The organism is Dyella choica (assembly GCF_003977665.1).
GTDB classification, from domain to species: Bacteria; Pseudomonadota; Gammaproteobacteria; order Xanthomonadales; family Rhodanobacteraceae; genus Dyella_B; species Dyella_B choica.
The window spans coordinates 177,282-191,061 of the sequence record NZ_RYYV01000004.1 but is presented as its reverse complement, the minus strand read 5'-3'; the positions used below and the strand labels follow the sequence as shown (position 1 = coordinate 191,061).

Annotated in this window: 13 protein-coding genes; 6 read left to right on the top strand and 7 right to left on the bottom strand. The window is 60.6% G+C overall.

Translation table 11 applies throughout. The features are described 5' to 3' along the window. The first annotated feature begins 105 nt into the window (after positions 1-105). Positions 106-717 (top strand): hypothetical protein, encoded by a 612-nt coding sequence (locus EKH80_RS06990; protein ID WP_126684011.1) that lies wholly within the window; start codon positions 106-108, stop codon positions 715-717. Between the two features lie 460 nt (positions 718-1,177). On the opposite strand, the gene EKH80_RS06985 is transcribed toward EKH80_RS06990, so the two are convergent. Next, positions 1,178-1,387, bottom strand: coding sequence for a hypothetical protein (locus tag EKH80_RS06985; RefSeq protein WP_126684010.1), 210 nt, complete (start codon positions 1,385-1,387; stop codon positions 1,178-1,180). 532 nt (positions 1,388-1,919) lie between these two features. Beyond that, positions 1,920-2,957, bottom strand: a complete 1,038-nt coding sequence (locus EKH80_RS06980) for a hypothetical protein (protein WP_126684009.1) — start codon at positions 2,955-2,957, stop codon at positions 1,920-1,922. Positions 2,958-3,086: 129 nt separating this feature from the next. Here EKH80_RS06980 and EKH80_RS06975 point away from each other — a divergent pair, with 129 nt between their 5' ends. Beyond that, positions 3,087-4,301, top strand: coding sequence for a bifunctional alpha/beta hydrolase/OsmC family protein (locus tag EKH80_RS06975; protein ID WP_126684008.1), 1,215 nt, complete (start codon positions 3,087-3,089; stop codon positions 4,299-4,301). A gap of 5 nt (positions 4,302-4,306) precedes the next feature. On the opposite strand, the gene EKH80_RS06970 is transcribed toward EKH80_RS06975, so the two are convergent. The 5 genes from EKH80_RS06970 to EKH80_RS06950 all read right to left on the bottom strand — a co-directional run bounded on the left by EKH80_RS06970 (position 4,307) and on the right by EKH80_RS06950 (position 9,916). Then, positions 4,307-4,855: a hypothetical protein gene (locus EKH80_RS06970; RefSeq protein ID WP_126684007.1), complete on the bottom strand. Its 549-nt coding sequence runs from the start codon at positions 4,853-4,855 to the stop codon at positions 4,307-4,309. Positions 4,856-5,307: 452 nt separating this feature from the next. Continuing rightward, on the bottom strand, positions 5,308-7,851 hold the full coding sequence (gene galA / locus EKH80_RS06965; protein WP_126684006.1) for a beta-galactosidase GalA: 2,544 nt from the start codon (positions 7,849-7,851) through the stop codon (positions 5,308-5,310). Between the two features lie 173 nt (positions 7,852-8,024). After that, positions 8,025-8,423 carry a cupin domain-containing protein gene (locus EKH80_RS06960; RefSeq protein ID WP_126684005.1) on the bottom strand — a complete coding sequence of 133 codons (399 nt, stop codon included), beginning with the start codon at positions 8,421-8,423 and terminating at the stop codon, positions 8,025-8,027. Between the two features lie 24 nt (positions 8,424-8,447). Further along, complete coding sequence (locus EKH80_RS06955) at positions 8,448-9,467, bottom strand: alpha/beta fold hydrolase (protein ID WP_126684004.1); 1,020 nt, start codon at positions 9,465-9,467, stop codon at positions 8,448-8,450. A 41-nt stretch (positions 9,468-9,508) separates the two neighbouring features. Further along, on the bottom strand, positions 9,509-9,916 hold the full coding sequence (locus EKH80_RS06950) for an organic hydroperoxide resistance protein (RefSeq protein ID WP_126684003.1): 408 nt from the start codon (positions 9,914-9,916) through the stop codon (positions 9,509-9,511). Between the two features lie 318 nt (positions 9,917-10,234). On the opposite strand from EKH80_RS06950, the gene EKH80_RS06945 reads away from it, so the two are divergent. From EKH80_RS06945 to EKH80_RS06930, 4 genes are read left to right on the top strand one after another with little or no spacing between them, the layout of a single operon-like run. Continuing rightward, positions 10,235-10,786 (top strand): redoxin domain-containing protein, encoded by a 552-nt coding sequence (locus EKH80_RS06945; RefSeq protein WP_126684002.1) that lies wholly within the window; start codon positions 10,235-10,237, stop codon positions 10,784-10,786. 29 nt (positions 10,787-10,815) lie between these two features. Further along, on the top strand, positions 10,816-11,556 hold the full coding sequence (locus EKH80_RS06940; RefSeq protein WP_126684001.1) for a response regulator: 741 nt from the start codon (positions 10,816-10,818) through the stop codon (positions 11,554-11,556). Further along, entirely contained in the window at positions 11,553-12,875 is a 1,323-nt protein-coding gene (locus tag EKH80_RS06935; RefSeq protein ID WP_230473473.1) for a sensor histidine kinase, read from the top strand. Before EKH80_RS06940 ends, EKH80_RS06935 begins: the two co-directional genes overlap by 4 nt. Before the next feature lie 51 nt (positions 12,876-12,926). Beyond that, complete coding sequence (locus tag EKH80_RS06930; protein ID WP_126684000.1) at positions 12,927-13,769, top strand: class I SAM-dependent methyltransferase; 843 nt, start codon at positions 12,927-12,929, stop codon at positions 13,767-13,769. Positions 13,770-13,780: the final 11 nt, after the last annotated feature.

Here is a 13,780-nt window from a genome sequence, read left to right as displayed (position 1 = left end):
TGTCGAACGTTCTTGGCGCCATTTTTGTCGCGTTGGGAAGTGGCCTGATTGGTGGTGCCATCGGAGGCGCAGTTGACATCCCGACCCCTTGGGGATACGCGGGAAGTGCTGCAAGCACTGAGATGGTCGATGCCAGCAATGACGCCGCAGCGATTCGTGCCAACACTGGTCTTAGCTCTTTGGCTAGAGGTTTTGGAGGCGGGGAGGCATCAAGTTCTCCCAATCCTGCAGATGGATCGGATTCGGACTGTGGTTGTTCTAAGTAAGGTCAGAGAAATGGAAATAGATAGCATTCCAAAAATTAACGCCTTTGCGAAATACTTCATTCTCGCCATGGCGGTGGTGTCGACTGCCATGACCATATGGCTGGCCACCACTATCCCTGGCCAAGATGCGCAGGGTCGTTATCTGGTAATTGTAATTATTGCTGGTTTGGTACTTCTTTCGTGCCTGTTAGTGCCGTACATGATACGCGTCGCTTCTACTCGATTCTCTGCTGATGGTGTTGAACAAATAGTTTTTTTTGAGAGAGGTCGTTTTTTGGCGACAACCAATCTCAAATGGCAATCTGTCGAGAGAGTGTCGTATAAGCAACTTGCTTATAAGCTCTTCGGAGGAAATTCAAGAGTTTTGATCTATCTTGGTTGTTTTGGTGACTACCAAAAAGTAGCTGATTTTATTAATGAAAGGCTGCCAAAAAATGCCGTATGGGGGTGACTTGTCTTTTTCTATACAAAAAAATCCGAAGGTTGGCATATTGTCGCTTAACGGAGTGTCCGTGACTCAGGGGCAAGATCAGTTCCATCATATTTGACGGTTTTTCCGAAAAGGGGGATTTAGGGGGGGGCTGGGACACCCATGAAATGCTCCGCCGCCGACGAGCATGTGCGCCAATGACTGATATGGGCGGCTCACGGCGGGGAGTAGTGTGGGGCCATGACGTATCCCCGCCATCAAATCGTCGATCCAGCGTCTGGCGGCTTCTTTCACTGCGTTTCGCGCTGCGTGCGCCGAGCCTTCCTCTGCGGCGAGGATGCTTATAGCGGACGCTCCTACGAGCATCGAAAGACTTGGGTAGAAGTGGCGGCCCATCAATCATGGATACCCCTAATACCTCTCTGCGACACATCATCCTCCTGCTGATGTGTCGCACTAGAGACATGCGTACGCAGGTGAACTACCTGTCTTGCTCGGCCATCAGCATGTTATCGCCATGGCGACGGAGCACATACAAAGCTGCATAAAGGCCATCGACTTGGCTAGAGGAGAGTGGCCATTGGCCGGGTGCGGGCAGCCTGTCGGCGGCTTTTGCACGGCTGAAGGCTTCGCTATTCCTCAGCAGGTTTTGAATGACGTGAATGGCCAGGCTGGTGCCGGCGAGCTTCATCAGGTAGGTATATCGCTCGCTTCTTTGTGGGTCTTGGGGGCGCCGTGGCGGCTCACCAAGCCAGAAGGGTTCAGAAGGGTGCGAACGTGACGTACTATGTCTGGAGACCATGATCAACTCTCCCAAGTTGTTTGTGGTTTAGCGGGTCGTGGGAGCGCCAACTCTCACGATCCGCGCTTTTCCTAGCATTGCTGCAAGGGTCACTCATGCGAGGCGATTGCCGATGGCATGGGTGACAGGCATACGCTAACAAACTTGCTTGAATGATGATGTAGGGGATGGTCGGTTTGCGTGTACGGCTTGGTATATAGATCGACGATTAAAATCAGGAGTGAAAAGAGGAGCGAAGTGCGCTGCTTTTTTTCCTGATTCGATCGCATTACTGGACTGCCGCCGGCTTTTTAAAGTTGAGTGCTTCGCACGACGTATTTGAACTGGATTCCGGCCTTCGCCGGAATGACGATGCGCTCTGAAATAGCATGCCTTTAACGCCGATTTTCCGAGATGCAAGCCAAAAAAACTTGGATATAACTCAGGGTTTATCCCGATGTATGGGCTTTTTACCGAGGTTTTCATCCATACATGCTTTCGTTGAAGACCCATTCGGGTTTCTCAAGGATGTGATGGACCGGCGAAGTTCCGCCAGCGGTGCGCGATCGTCAAAGCGAATCACGCTTGCTTCTTCGGATATTCCCAGCTGCCGCAGCATGCCATCAAGATCGACGCTGACAGCGCGATCCTTGAGCTGATCGTATAGGGACGCGAGCACGTCGCTTTTCACCGCGGTGTCGCCCACTCGGGCAGTCTGAGCCACGCTCCAGTAGGCCGTGTTGCCTCCGCTTGCACGGTTGATGGCGCGCAACGCGTCCTGCAAGGAATATTTGCCGTTGCTGTGCTTGTAGATGGCTATTTCGGCGAGCAGCCAGTACATAGCGCCGCCCCAGTAGGTTCTTGCCCAGGTGTGCGTATGATCGAGTCCTTCGTCGCCCTGTTGGGGTTGTCCTTTGGGCATGGCATCGACAGCCCATCGCCAGACTTCCTGGGGAGGGATCTGTCCCAACTGGGCACGGGCAATCGGTTCGACATAGGTGGCGTTGCCTTCCATGAACCATTCGCTGCTCAGGGGGACGCGCGGGAGCGCCAGATGGATCATTTCGTGCACCATCACCCAGTCGTCGCGCAAGGCTTCATCGCTGACATCGCGTCCTACGCTGAGGCGCGTTATCGAACCTGGATAGCCCCAGGTAGTGGCAGGGCCGATATGCGAGCCTTCCGTGCGCGTAACGAGCAAGCCCCACTGCTCGACGGGAAAGCGGCCAAAATAGGTGGAGACGGCGGCTGCGCTGCGCCGGACCCAGGCTTCCACACGGTGCTGGTCGAGCGGCCCGGAATCGCCGTCCAAGGCGATGGAGAGGGTCCCGCCACACATTGAAAAGTGCAATTCGGCTGAGCTTTTCAATCTGGCGTAGATGTCCTCGGGATCATCGTCCGTGCGCGCGAATGCCGGCCTGGATGGTTGTGCCGCAACGATCAGGCTGCCAATCATCTGCAGAAAGTATCGACGGTTCATGCGTGCGCTCCCGCGAGCCTGATCTTTACCCAGTGCCCATCCGAAGGAATGAAGGCCATCGGCGGGTATTCGAGTTTCGCTCCGTCACCGTTACAGTATCGTGCGATACCGGCCAACCGAGCATGCAGCATGGCAAGTGAAACTATCCGTTTTGAAGGCAGCAGGGGTTATCAACTGTCCGGTCGCATGGACATGCCGGAGGGGCAGCCGCGTGCCTGGGCGATCCTCGCCCATTGCTTTACCTGCGGCAAGGACAGCTTGGCCTCAGCACGTATTGCGGGAGCGCTTGCGCGCGCCGGGATCGGCGTATTGCGGTTCGATTTTGCGGGGCTGGGGGCCAGTGGCGGGGCCTTTGCAGACGGCTCATTCGCCGCCGACGTGAACGACCTCATCGCTGCCGGTCAGCACATGACGGCTGCAGGCCGCACGCCCAGCCTTCTGATCGGGCACAGCCTCGGCGGTGCCGCGGCACTCGCGGCAGCCGCAAGCATGCCATCGATCAAGGCCGTGGCCACGATCGGCGCCCCGGCTGACGTGGCGCATATCCTGACGCAGTTCGCGCCCGAGAGCCTGGCCAAGATCGCGGCGGAGGGCGAGGCCGAGGTCAGTCTCGCCGGCCGTCCTTTTGTGGTTCGCAAGGGCTTCGTGGAAAACGCGCGCGCCGAGGATCTGGAGGCTAGGATCGCGGCATTGCATCGACCCTTGTTGGTCATGCATTCGCCCACTGACGACACGGTAGGAATCGATCATGCCACGCGGATTTTTCTGGCCGCCAAGCACCCAAGGAGTTTTGTCTCGCTGGACCACGCCGATCACTTGCTGACCAAACGGGAGGATGCCGATTACGTGGCCGATGTGATTGCCGCATGGGCCTCGCGTTATCTCCCGCATGCCGAGCCCCTGGCGGCAGCAAACAGCGAGCCGGTGGGCATCGTCGCCGAAGAAACGGGCAAGGGCGGTTACCAATTGGCCATGCGCAGCGGGCCGCATCGCTATTTCGCGGACGAGCCGACGGCGCTTGGCGGATTGGGCAGCGGCCTCTCGCCGTATGAATTTGTCGCTTCCGGGCTTGCTGCCTGCACAGCGATCACGGTACGAATGTATGCCCAACGTAAAGGGATGCCTTTGCAGCGCATCAGGGTGCGAGTCGAACACACGAAGCTGCCTGAGCAGACGCCCCAGGATCAGTTCGCACGCAGCATTGTCCTGGAAGGGCCGCTCGATGCGGAGCAGCGCGCCAAATTGTTGGCCATTGCCAACAAGTGTCCTGTCGACCTGACCCTTACGCGTGGTTCCAGCGTGCCCACCAAAATGCTGGAGGACGGCGAGTCTGTCGACTGGTAGCGCCTTCAAAGAAACGCGGCGAACTGGTCGATCAGGCGAACCTGCAAGGCCGCCATATCCCAGGCGAGCAGACGCGCGATGGCCAGGCTGTCATCGTTGATTTGCCGGCGACGGACAGAGACCAGTCGCAGCATGCGGTTCCACCAGCGGGACTGGGTCTTGAGTTCGAACACGATCACTGCCGCGGCCAGGCGGGCGAGGTCGTCGGTCAGGTCATGGCTGATCGCCGCGCGTGCAATCGCGATCAGTCGGTCGTGCGATACCAGCCGGCTTATGCGCTTTTCCACGGACACGGGCTTGGCGCCTAGCAGATCGCCAGGTTCGAGCAACGCGTGATAGAGCAGCGCTGCCAGTACCCGCTCCACACGTCGTGCCAAACGCTGCTCAGCCGGCTCGAGTTCCACCGCGTTCGGGCCGCTGGGACGCACCTGAACTCCCCGCGATCGAAAGGAGCGGGCGCCCAAGCCGCGCAGGTTGCTCCTGGTACGTCGAAACGGCACCACGTTGGTCGGGATGTCGTCTCCCGCTTCAGCCAGGAGCTTGGTAGTCGTCATAGCGCTTTCCAGTCAGTCGGGCGTGCCGGTCAGCGCCCCTTGAAAGGCTATCGGCCACCGAGCGGGTCGCTTGAATGCGGGGCTTGGCCAAGCGAATGGCGTCAGTGGCCGCGAAAAACCCGTTGGGTATTGAGGTGTCCCCACGTTTTTGTTGGTCATTCCGGCGCAGGCCGGAATCCCGCTTCAATAGGGTGTGCGTAGCACTCAAAGCCCGGTTTTGTGTCCTTCGGACGCGTATTTAAACTGGATTCCGGCCTGCGCCGGAATGACGGTGAGGTACTACAAGGTCCTGCGACCAAGCGTCGAATTTTCCGCGGACAGAAGTGGGCCTGCGCCGAAATGACGGTTCGCTCCGAACCAGCTTCAACGTGAATGCTGACTTTGCCGGAATGACGGGCGAATTAGGTATGCCTGGAAAGGCGAGTTCGTCATGACAACCGTCAAGAGGCCGATCAGTCAGCGCGCGGGGCTTTCAATGTGGGCTTGGTTGTTCTGATCACCAAAGAGGCGGAGCGCAACGGGTGTCCGGTGGCTGCTTCCTCAACCGCTTCAATCAGCACGGGGCCGGCTTCGTCCGTCGATTGGATGATGATCTGGGCCAGCCCATGGAACAGCGATCGCCTGGGTTCCTTGTCACTCTCCAGGCAATTGGGATTGCCGTTGCCGACGCCGATCAGTCGGCCCTTGCCGGAGATGCGGAACGCGAGCTTGTGGTTGGCCGTGGGCACCAGCCGGCCGTGTTCATCCAGCGCCTCGACCGTGACCAGGGCTACGTCCTGCCCGTCTGCGCTTATCTCGGAGCGATCCGCGCTCAAGCGGATTCTTTGCGCGGGGCCGGTGGTTTCGCGCCGCTCGGTCAGCACCGTCTGGCCGTTGCGGCGGCCACGCGCCTCGATCACTCCGGGCGTATAAGCGACCGTCCACTGAACGTGTCCCAGGTGCGGCACTTTTTTGCTGCCAAGACTGTTGCCGTTGAGCAGCAGTTCGACCTCATCGAGGTTGCTGTAGACCCACACCGCCATGTCCTGGCCTTCCTTGCCCGGCCAATTCCAATGCGGAAAGACATGCAGGCTGGGTTCTTTTCGCCACCAGGCTTTGTAGTAGTAGTAATAGTCCTTCGGAAAGCCGCATAGATCGACGATGCCGAATTGCGAACTGACCGAAGGCCAGCCATAAGGCGTCGGTTCGCCACGATAGTCGAAGCCGGTCCAGGCGAAGCCGCCGGCCATCCATTCGCGGCTGCCGTAATAGCTCCACCATTGCTCCGGCGTCTGTCCCCATTCCACGACGCCGTCATAGCTATTGACGGTGTTCTTTGCTTTGTCGGAGGCATATTCGCCGCGGGTGGCAATGGCGCTGGAGGTTTCCGATCCGAACAAGGGGCGCTTCGGATGTTTCAGGTGGTAGGCGTCGGGAAAGTCGGTGTGATAATTGAAACCGATGATGTCCAGCGCATCGGATACGCCTTGCTCGTTATCCCCGTTGACGGCCGCGGAAACGACACGGGTGGGATCCAGTTCGTGGCAGCGCTCGACCATGCTCGCGGCGATGCGTGCGCCCTGTTGCGCCATGTCGCCTTTTTGCAGCTTCCACTCTTCGTTGCCGATCGACCAGATGATGATCGAAGGCGAGTTGCGATACCGCTTCAGCATGGTTTCGAGCTGTTCGAGGCCGCCAGAGCTGGAGCTCATCTGGCGCGTTTCGCACATCATCAGCATGCCCATACGGTCGCACGCCTCGACCCATTCGGGCGTCGGCATGTTGTGCGAAGTGCGCACCGCGTTGCAGCCCATTCCTTGCAGCACGGCGATCCGGAACGCTTGCAGCCGGTCGGGCAGGGCGGCGCCCACGCCAGCATGGTCCTGGTGATTGCAGGTGCCTTGCAGCTTGAGCGGTTTGCCGTTCAAGAAAAAGCCATGGTCGGGGTCGAACACGGCAGTGCGGATGCCGAAGGGGATCTGTTCGGCATCGCGCAAGCTGCCATCCACCAGGACTTTGACGAGGGCGGTGTACAGATGAGGCTCGTTAGGCGACCAGAGTACGGGATGGCTGACGCTCGCACTGGCCCGATAAGCCATCGACGTATTCGGTGCAATGGCCTGTGCCGCTGATGTTGTCTGGGCAACCGTGCGGCCGGAGGCGTCGACAACGGTCCATTCGAGCGCGGCGTCGACCGGATGCCCGTGCTCATTCTCGATGACGGTCGCAAGTTCGAGCGTGGCTGCATCGCCCTTGACGGTCGGGCGCACCACGCTTTCCCATCGGCCCAGGTGCACCGGATCGAGCTTGGTCAGCCAGACATGCCGATAGATGCCGGCGCCTTCGTAAAACCAGCCGTCGCCGAAACTGGCGTCGACCCGTATGGCGACATGGTTCTTGCCGCCGTAGTTGAGGAAGTCGCTCAGATCGAAGCGGAACGAGGTATAGCCGTCGTCGTGGCGACCGATGAAGCAGCCGTTGACGAACACCATGACGTCACGCATCGCGCCGTCGAACTCGATCCAGATGCGGCGTCCGCGATCGCTCGCGGGAATCTCGAACGTGCGCCGGTACCAGCCCACGCTGGTGGCGGGATAGCGTCGCCCCAGCGGCTTGTAGCCATGCGAGAGCATTCGATTGTCTTCATCACCCTGGTCATCGTGCACGAAGGGGAGCTCAACCGCCCAGTCATGCGGCAGGTTGAGCTGGCGCCAGCCGGCAGCATCGAAGTCAGAGGTGGCGATCTTGAAGCTGCCGGTCTTGGAAAAATCGCTCTGGCCGAAACCGAAGCCGAAATCCTTGGCCGGATCATCGCCGTGGCCGAACGCGAACTGCCAACCGAAATCGAACAGCAACTGTTCGCGGGGCGCGATGGCCGTTCCGCTTTGCGACAGCGCTCCGAACTGTTTTGCTGCGATCTGCGTGCTGTTGCCGGCCCACACGAAGCGCGGCAGCAGGCCGGCGCCGAACAATCCAACACTGGAGAAGACGAAGCTACGGCGTGTGATGTCGATCACGAGTATCACCCTCTCCAGTGGCTGGTTACCAATTTCGTCATATCATAGTATGACTTGTCCACGGTACACGCCAGCGCGTAGGCTGGGATGACAATCCCAGCATTGCCATGCTGCAGCGCACGCAATGCTGGGATTGTCATCCCAGCCTACGTTGTAAGCCCGTCCGGGGTGGCTCACTTCACCAATTCGGCCAGCGGCTTCCCGATCGGAACCACATAGGTTCCAAGCTCGGCTGCGTTGGTGTTCCCGACGTTCGCCGCACTATGGACGACTCCCGCTGGGACAAACAGGACATCGCCAGCCTTTAGCGTCACCGGCGTTTCGCCTTCGAGGCGATACTCCATCGTGCCTTCGATGACGTAGATGATTTCCGCGCCGGGATGTTTGTGATTGGGGGCGGTCTTGCCAGGATCGATATCGACACGCATCTGGACTTCCTCGTAGCCTGGAATGCTGAGGTGGTGGCGCGACAATTCCTTGCGATGCACTCCTTGCAACGGATTTGTCTGTCCTGCTGCCGTGAGGCTTGCGATGGAGAGTAGGGTTGCAACGCCAACGATGAATGCTTTCATGGGATGGTCCTCGTTTGGTTCACGTCAAAGGTGGTCGGCATCGACCACGGCCTGGGTGAATGCCTGCGGCGCTTCCTCCGGCAGGTCGTGGCCGATGCCGCCGCTGATCAGCCGGAATTGGTACTTGCCGGTGAATTTCTTTGCATACGCCTCCGGCAGCGGGTGCGGGGCGCCATTGGCATCGCCTTCCAGCGTGATCGTTGGCACCGTGATCGCCGGGAATTGGGCCAGCCGCTGCTCCAACGCGGCGTATTTCGTTTCGCCCTTGGCCAGGTCCAGGCGCCAGCGATAGTTGTGGATCGTGATGGCAACCTGATCTGGGTTGTCCAGCGCTTGCGCACTGCTTTCGAACGTGGTGTCGTCGAACTTCCATTTCGGCGAGGCCAGCTGCCAGATCTGCTTGGCGAAATCATGACGGTACTTGTCGTACCCGATGCGGCCACGCTCGGTGGCGAAGTAGTACTGATACCACCATTGCAGCTCGGCTTTGGGCGGCAGCGGCGTTTGTCCGGACTCCTGGCTGCCGATGAGGTAGCCGCTTACGCTCACCAGCGCTTTCACCCGTTCCGGCCACAGCGCCGCGACGATGTCCGCCGAACGCGCACCCCAGTCGAAACCACCCAGCACCGCATGCTGGATATGCAATGCATCCATGAAGTCGATCACATCCTCGGCCAGGGCGGCCGGTTCCGCGTTGCGCAGGCTGCTGTCGGACAGGAAGCGGGTCTGGCCGTAGCCACGCGCATAGGGGATCAGCACCCGGTAGCCTTTCGCGGCCAGAGCAGGTGCGACCTCGGCATAGCTGTGGATGTCATAGGGCCAGCCGTGCAGAAGAATCACTACCGGACCATTCGCCGGCCCGATCTCGGCATAAGCGACATCCAGTACGCCAGCGTGGACATGCTTCAACGGCCCCCAAGGGTCCTGGGATGCAGCCGGTGTTACGGGCGCTTGGGCCGAGGTGTCTTCGGCGTGTGCGAACAAGGATAGCCCGGCGAGGCTCAAGGCAAAGGCGCTCGCGAGTGCTGCGTAAGTGCGCTTCATGGTGATCTCCTGGAATACGTGCGTGGCGGCGTGGGCGGGGCTTATAGCGCTGTAACGACCGCCTGGATGTTTCCGCGCGTCGCCTTCGAATACGGGCAGATCTGGTGGGCGCGATCGACCAGGGATTGGGCGAGTGCGTGTTCAAGTCCCGGCAGGCTTACGTTGAGACGTGCCTGGAGGAAAAAGCCTTGCTCGGCGTCGGCGCCCAGGTCGACTTCGGCGGCGACCGAGGCATCCGCCGGCAGCTTGACGCCGATCTCCTCGGCAGCGCGTCCCATGGCGCCAAGGAAGCAGGCGGACCAGCCCGCGGCGAACAGCTGTTCCGGATTGGTGCCGACGCCGGGGGAGCCAGGCAGCGACAGCTTGATGTCGAGGCGGCTGTCGTCGCTGCGCGACTGGCCGTTGCGGCCGCCGGTGGTGGTGGTCTTGCCGGTATAGAGGATGGACATGATCGGTTTCCTGTGGGTTTGAATGACCGCCTCGGCTGGGTAGCGAGGTCTTGGCCGGTGTGCATAGGAAACCGCGGTGACGTATCCGGCTTGTGTCGGGGCAGGGGCCAAAAGGCATCGCAATGTATAGGGGGCTAGCCCTGATACGTTTCGATACAAACCGCGTCCCCGGTGGCTGGCTGGCTTCGAGCCCTGTTGCTACAAACGGATACAAAAAGCCGTCGAAGCGGACATGTTCGGGATAAACCAGGGAAGTCCAATACCTGTCATGGCGGCGTGTTGGCGCAGCCATTTGTCCTCATCTTTGGCAGACCACCCATGACTACACTGCGAATGGCCACCCTCCTGACCGCCCTCGGGGCGGCCCTGCTCGCCTTTTGGCCCAATGCCTGGACTACAGCCAGCAGCGGCGGGCCGGTTGCCGACACCCCAGCGCCCGATTTCACCGGCGCCGACCGCTGGTTCAACTCCGCCCCGCTCAGCATCGACCGCCTGCGCGGCAAGGTGGTGCTGGTGGAGTTCTGGACGCGCGAATGCATCAACTGCATCCATGTGCTGCCGCACACCAAGGCGCTTTACGACAAATACGCCGGCAAGGGACTGGTGATCGTCGGCGTGCACACGCCCGAATACGATGAAGAGCGCGATCCGGCCCTGCTGCAGGCAGCACTGAGCCAATATCAGATCACCTGGCCGGTGGCGATGGACAACAGCTACCGCATCTGGAACGCCTACGGCAATCAGTACTGGCCGGCCCTCTACCTCATCGACCAGCACGGCCATATGATTTACCGCCACGTCGGCGAGGGAAGTTACGACGAGACCGAGCAACGCATCCGGCAGTTGCTGGGCAATCCGCAGGGTACGTAACCGCAACGCAGCTTGGGAGGCGCATGCACATGGACCACATCGACCACATCCTCGTCGTCGATGACGACCGCGACATCCGCACCGGTGTCGTGGATTATCTTCGCAAGAACGGCCTGCGCGCCAGCGCCGCCGTCGATGGCCGCGACATGTTCGCGCAGTTGGACAGCTCGGCGTTCGACCTCGTCGTGCTGGACATCATGATGCCCGGCGACGACGGCCTGGTGCTATGCCGTACCTTGCGCGGCGGCAAGCATCGCGCACTGCCGATCCTGCTGCTGACCGCGCGCGACGACGAAACCGATCGCATCATCGGCCTGGAGATGGGGGCGGACGACTACCTGGTGAAGCCGTTCTCGCCGCGCGAACTGCTCGCGCGGATCAAGGCGGTGATTCGCCGCACGCGTATGCTGCCACCGAATCTGCGCATCACCGAAACCACCGAGGTGTTGTCGTTCGGGCGCTGGCGCCTGGATACCACGGCACGCCATCTGCTGGACGAGAACGGCACCATCGTGCCGTTGAGCGGCGCGGAGTTTCGATTGCTGCGCGTCTTCCTGGATCATCCGCAGCGCGTGCTTTCGCGTGACCAGTTGCTCAACCTCACGCAGGGCAGGGATGCGGAGCTGTTCGATCGCTCCATCGATCTGCTGGTGAGCCGGCTCAGAACCCGTCTTGAAGACAACGCCAAGGAGCAGTCCTACATCAAGACCGTGCGTAGCGAGGGCTATGTGTTCAGCATGCCGATCAGCGTATCCGGGGACAACGCGTGAGCCGAACGGCACTGCTCAAGCCGGGGCGCTGGCTGCCGCGCAGCATGGCCACCCGCATCTACCTGATCATCTTCGCTGGCCTGATGCTGGCGCAGGGATTGTCCTTCGCGGTGATGTTCCATGAGCGCTACGAAAGCGCCACCACGGTCATGCTCAACACGGTCGAGCACGAAGTGGCAACTTCGGTGGCCGTGCTGGATCGCCTGCCCGCGGCCGAACGAGCCGACTGGCTGGGCCGCCTGCAGCGCGACAATTACCGCTTCCTGCTCGGGCACGGTCAGCGGGGTACGCCACTGATTAGCGGGCGCTCGCGAGAAGTCGCGCGGCGAATCGAGAACGAGGTCGGTCCCGATTATCAGGTGCAGGCTGACACGATCTCGATGCATCCGGAGCTCTATCAGCTGCACTTCCGCCTGCACGATGGCGCACCGCTTACCCTGGAAATCACGCCGCGAGGCGTGCCACCGATCGCGCAATGGCTGCCGGTCGTGCTGGCCTTGCAGTTGGCCCTGTTGCTCGTATGCACCTGGCTGGCGGTGCGATTGGCGGCGCGTCCGCTGGCGCAACTTGCGCAGGCCGCGGAAGCCATGCTGCCGACCGCGGAGGGTCCGCGCATGAACGAAGCAGGTCCGACTGAAGTGGCCCAGGCGGCGATCGCCTTCAACACGATGCAGGAACGCATCGCCCGCCACCTCAAGGAACGCTTGCACATCCTCGCTTCGATCTCGCATGACTTGCAGACCCCCATCACGCGCATGCGCTTGCGTGCGGAATCGCTGGAAGAGGGCGAGGAGCGCCAGAAGATACTCGGCGACCTGCATGAGATGGAGCATCTGGTACGCGAAGGAGTCGCCTACGCACGCAGCGCGCATGGCGGTGCGGAGGCGCCCGTGCGGATGGATGTGAAGGCGTTCCTGGAAAGCCTCGTCTTCGACTACCAGGACATCGGCAAGCCCGTCACCTTGACGCAATCCGTCAGCGGCGCATCCATGGTCCGCCAACAGGCGCTGCGGCGCGTGCTGGGCAATTTGATCGACAACGCCATCAAATATGGCGGTGCAGCCGAAGTCAGTGCCTGGCGAAACGATGAAGGTGCGCTGTGCATGGCGGTGTGCGACCGCGGACCAGGCATACCCGAAGACCAACTGGAGCAGGTGCTGCAACCGTTCTACCGCCTGGAAGGTTCGCGCAACCGTGGCACCGGTGGGGCCGGACTGGGCCTGGCCATTGCGATGCAATTGACGCGCGCCATCGGCGGCGGCCTTGAGCTTTCCAATCGACCGGGTGGCGGTCTTGCGGCGATGATTACTTTGCCTTGAAAAGGCTGGCCTCAGCATCGGGCCGACCGATCACTTTGTGGAGTCCTACCCATGAATGGAAGAGAGTCTGGTTCCGGCCTTCTTGGTGATACGAAAGATCGGGACTATGCGCGCCAGCTGTCGCTCTTCAACCGCTTCGCTGCACCGGAGCTTCGCCGGGCGATAGCGAGTCTGGACCTTGAGCCTGGTGCCAGGTGCCTGGACGCAGGTTGCGGCACGGGCGAAGCACTGCCGTGGCTGCGTGATGCCGCGGGTGCCAACGGCACGGTCATCGGTATGGACTTGTCCACGGCGCATCTGTCAGTAGCGCGCGCGCAAATCCCGGCGGATGTGGCCTTGATCCAAGCGGACCTGACGAAGCCTCCGATACAACCAGGAAGCTTCGATCTGATCTGGTCGGTCAATACGATCAACCACGTGTGCGACCTGCACTCGGGTTTGGCCGCGCTGCGAAACCTTTTGCGGCCGGGTGGCCGGATCGCCTGGGGGCAGAGCGCCTTGCTTGCGGATATGTATTTTGCTTGGGACGCCCGGCTTGAGCGGATGACGACAGCGGCTGTTCGGCAGTATTACCGGGACAAGTACGGCTTGACCGAAAGTGATCTGACGGCGGCGCGAGCGCTGGTCGGCATGCTGCGAAGAAATGGCTTCAAAGACGTTTACGCGCGCACTTTTGCGATCGAGCGCGTTTCGCCGCTCGCATCGGAGGATAGGGATTATCTCTTCGATACCCTTTTCCGCGACAAGTGGGCAGCGAGGTTGCAGCCGTACCTGTCGGATGCGGACCATGCGCAACTGGCTTTGTTATGCAATCCAGACAGCGCGAGCTATGCGCTCAGCCGGCCCGATTTTCATTTTCTGCAGACCTTTACCCTGGTCGTTGGCAGTCTGTGAGGATCGCATCT

What these genes read in the sequence shown, in the direction of transcription:
- EKH80_RS06985 (WP_126684010.1), bottom strand. Translation starts at nt 1,387, where the DNA reads ATGAAGCTCGCCGGCACCAGCCTGGCCATTCACGTCATTCAAAACCTG.
- EKH80_RS06950 (WP_126684003.1), bottom strand. Translation starts at nt 9,916, where the DNA reads ATGTCCATCCTCTATACCGGCAAGACCACCACCACCGGCGGCCGCAAC.
- EKH80_RS06970 (WP_126684007.1), bottom strand. Translation starts at nt 4,855, where the DNA reads ATGACGACTACCAAGCTCCTGGCTGAAGCGGGAGACGACATCCCGACC.
- EKH80_RS06975 (WP_126684008.1), top strand. Translation starts at nt 3,087, where the DNA reads ATGGCAAGTGAAACTATCCGTTTTGAAGGCAGCAGGGGTTATCAACTG.
- EKH80_RS06940 (WP_126684001.1), top strand. Translation starts at nt 10,816, where the DNA reads ATGGACCACATCGACCACATCCTCGTCGTCGATGACGACCGCGACATC.
- EKH80_RS06945 (WP_126684002.1), top strand. Translation starts at nt 10,235, where the DNA reads ATGACTACACTGCGAATGGCCACCCTCCTGACCGCCCTCGGGGCGGCC.
- EKH80_RS06955 (WP_126684004.1), bottom strand. Translation starts at nt 9,467, where the DNA reads ATGAAGCGCACTTACGCAGCACTCGCGAGCGCCTTTGCCTTGAGCCTC.
- EKH80_RS06980 (WP_126684009.1), bottom strand. Translation starts at nt 2,957, where the DNA reads ATGAACCGTCGATACTTTCTGCAGATGATTGGCAGCCTGATCGTTGCG.
- EKH80_RS06960 (WP_126684005.1), bottom strand. Translation starts at nt 8,423, where the DNA reads ATGAAAGCATTCATCGTTGGCGTTGCAACCCTACTCTCCATCGCAAGC.
- EKH80_RS06930 (WP_126684000.1), top strand. Translation starts at nt 12,927, where the DNA reads ATGAATGGAAGAGAGTCTGGTTCCGGCCTTCTTGGTGATACGAAAGAT.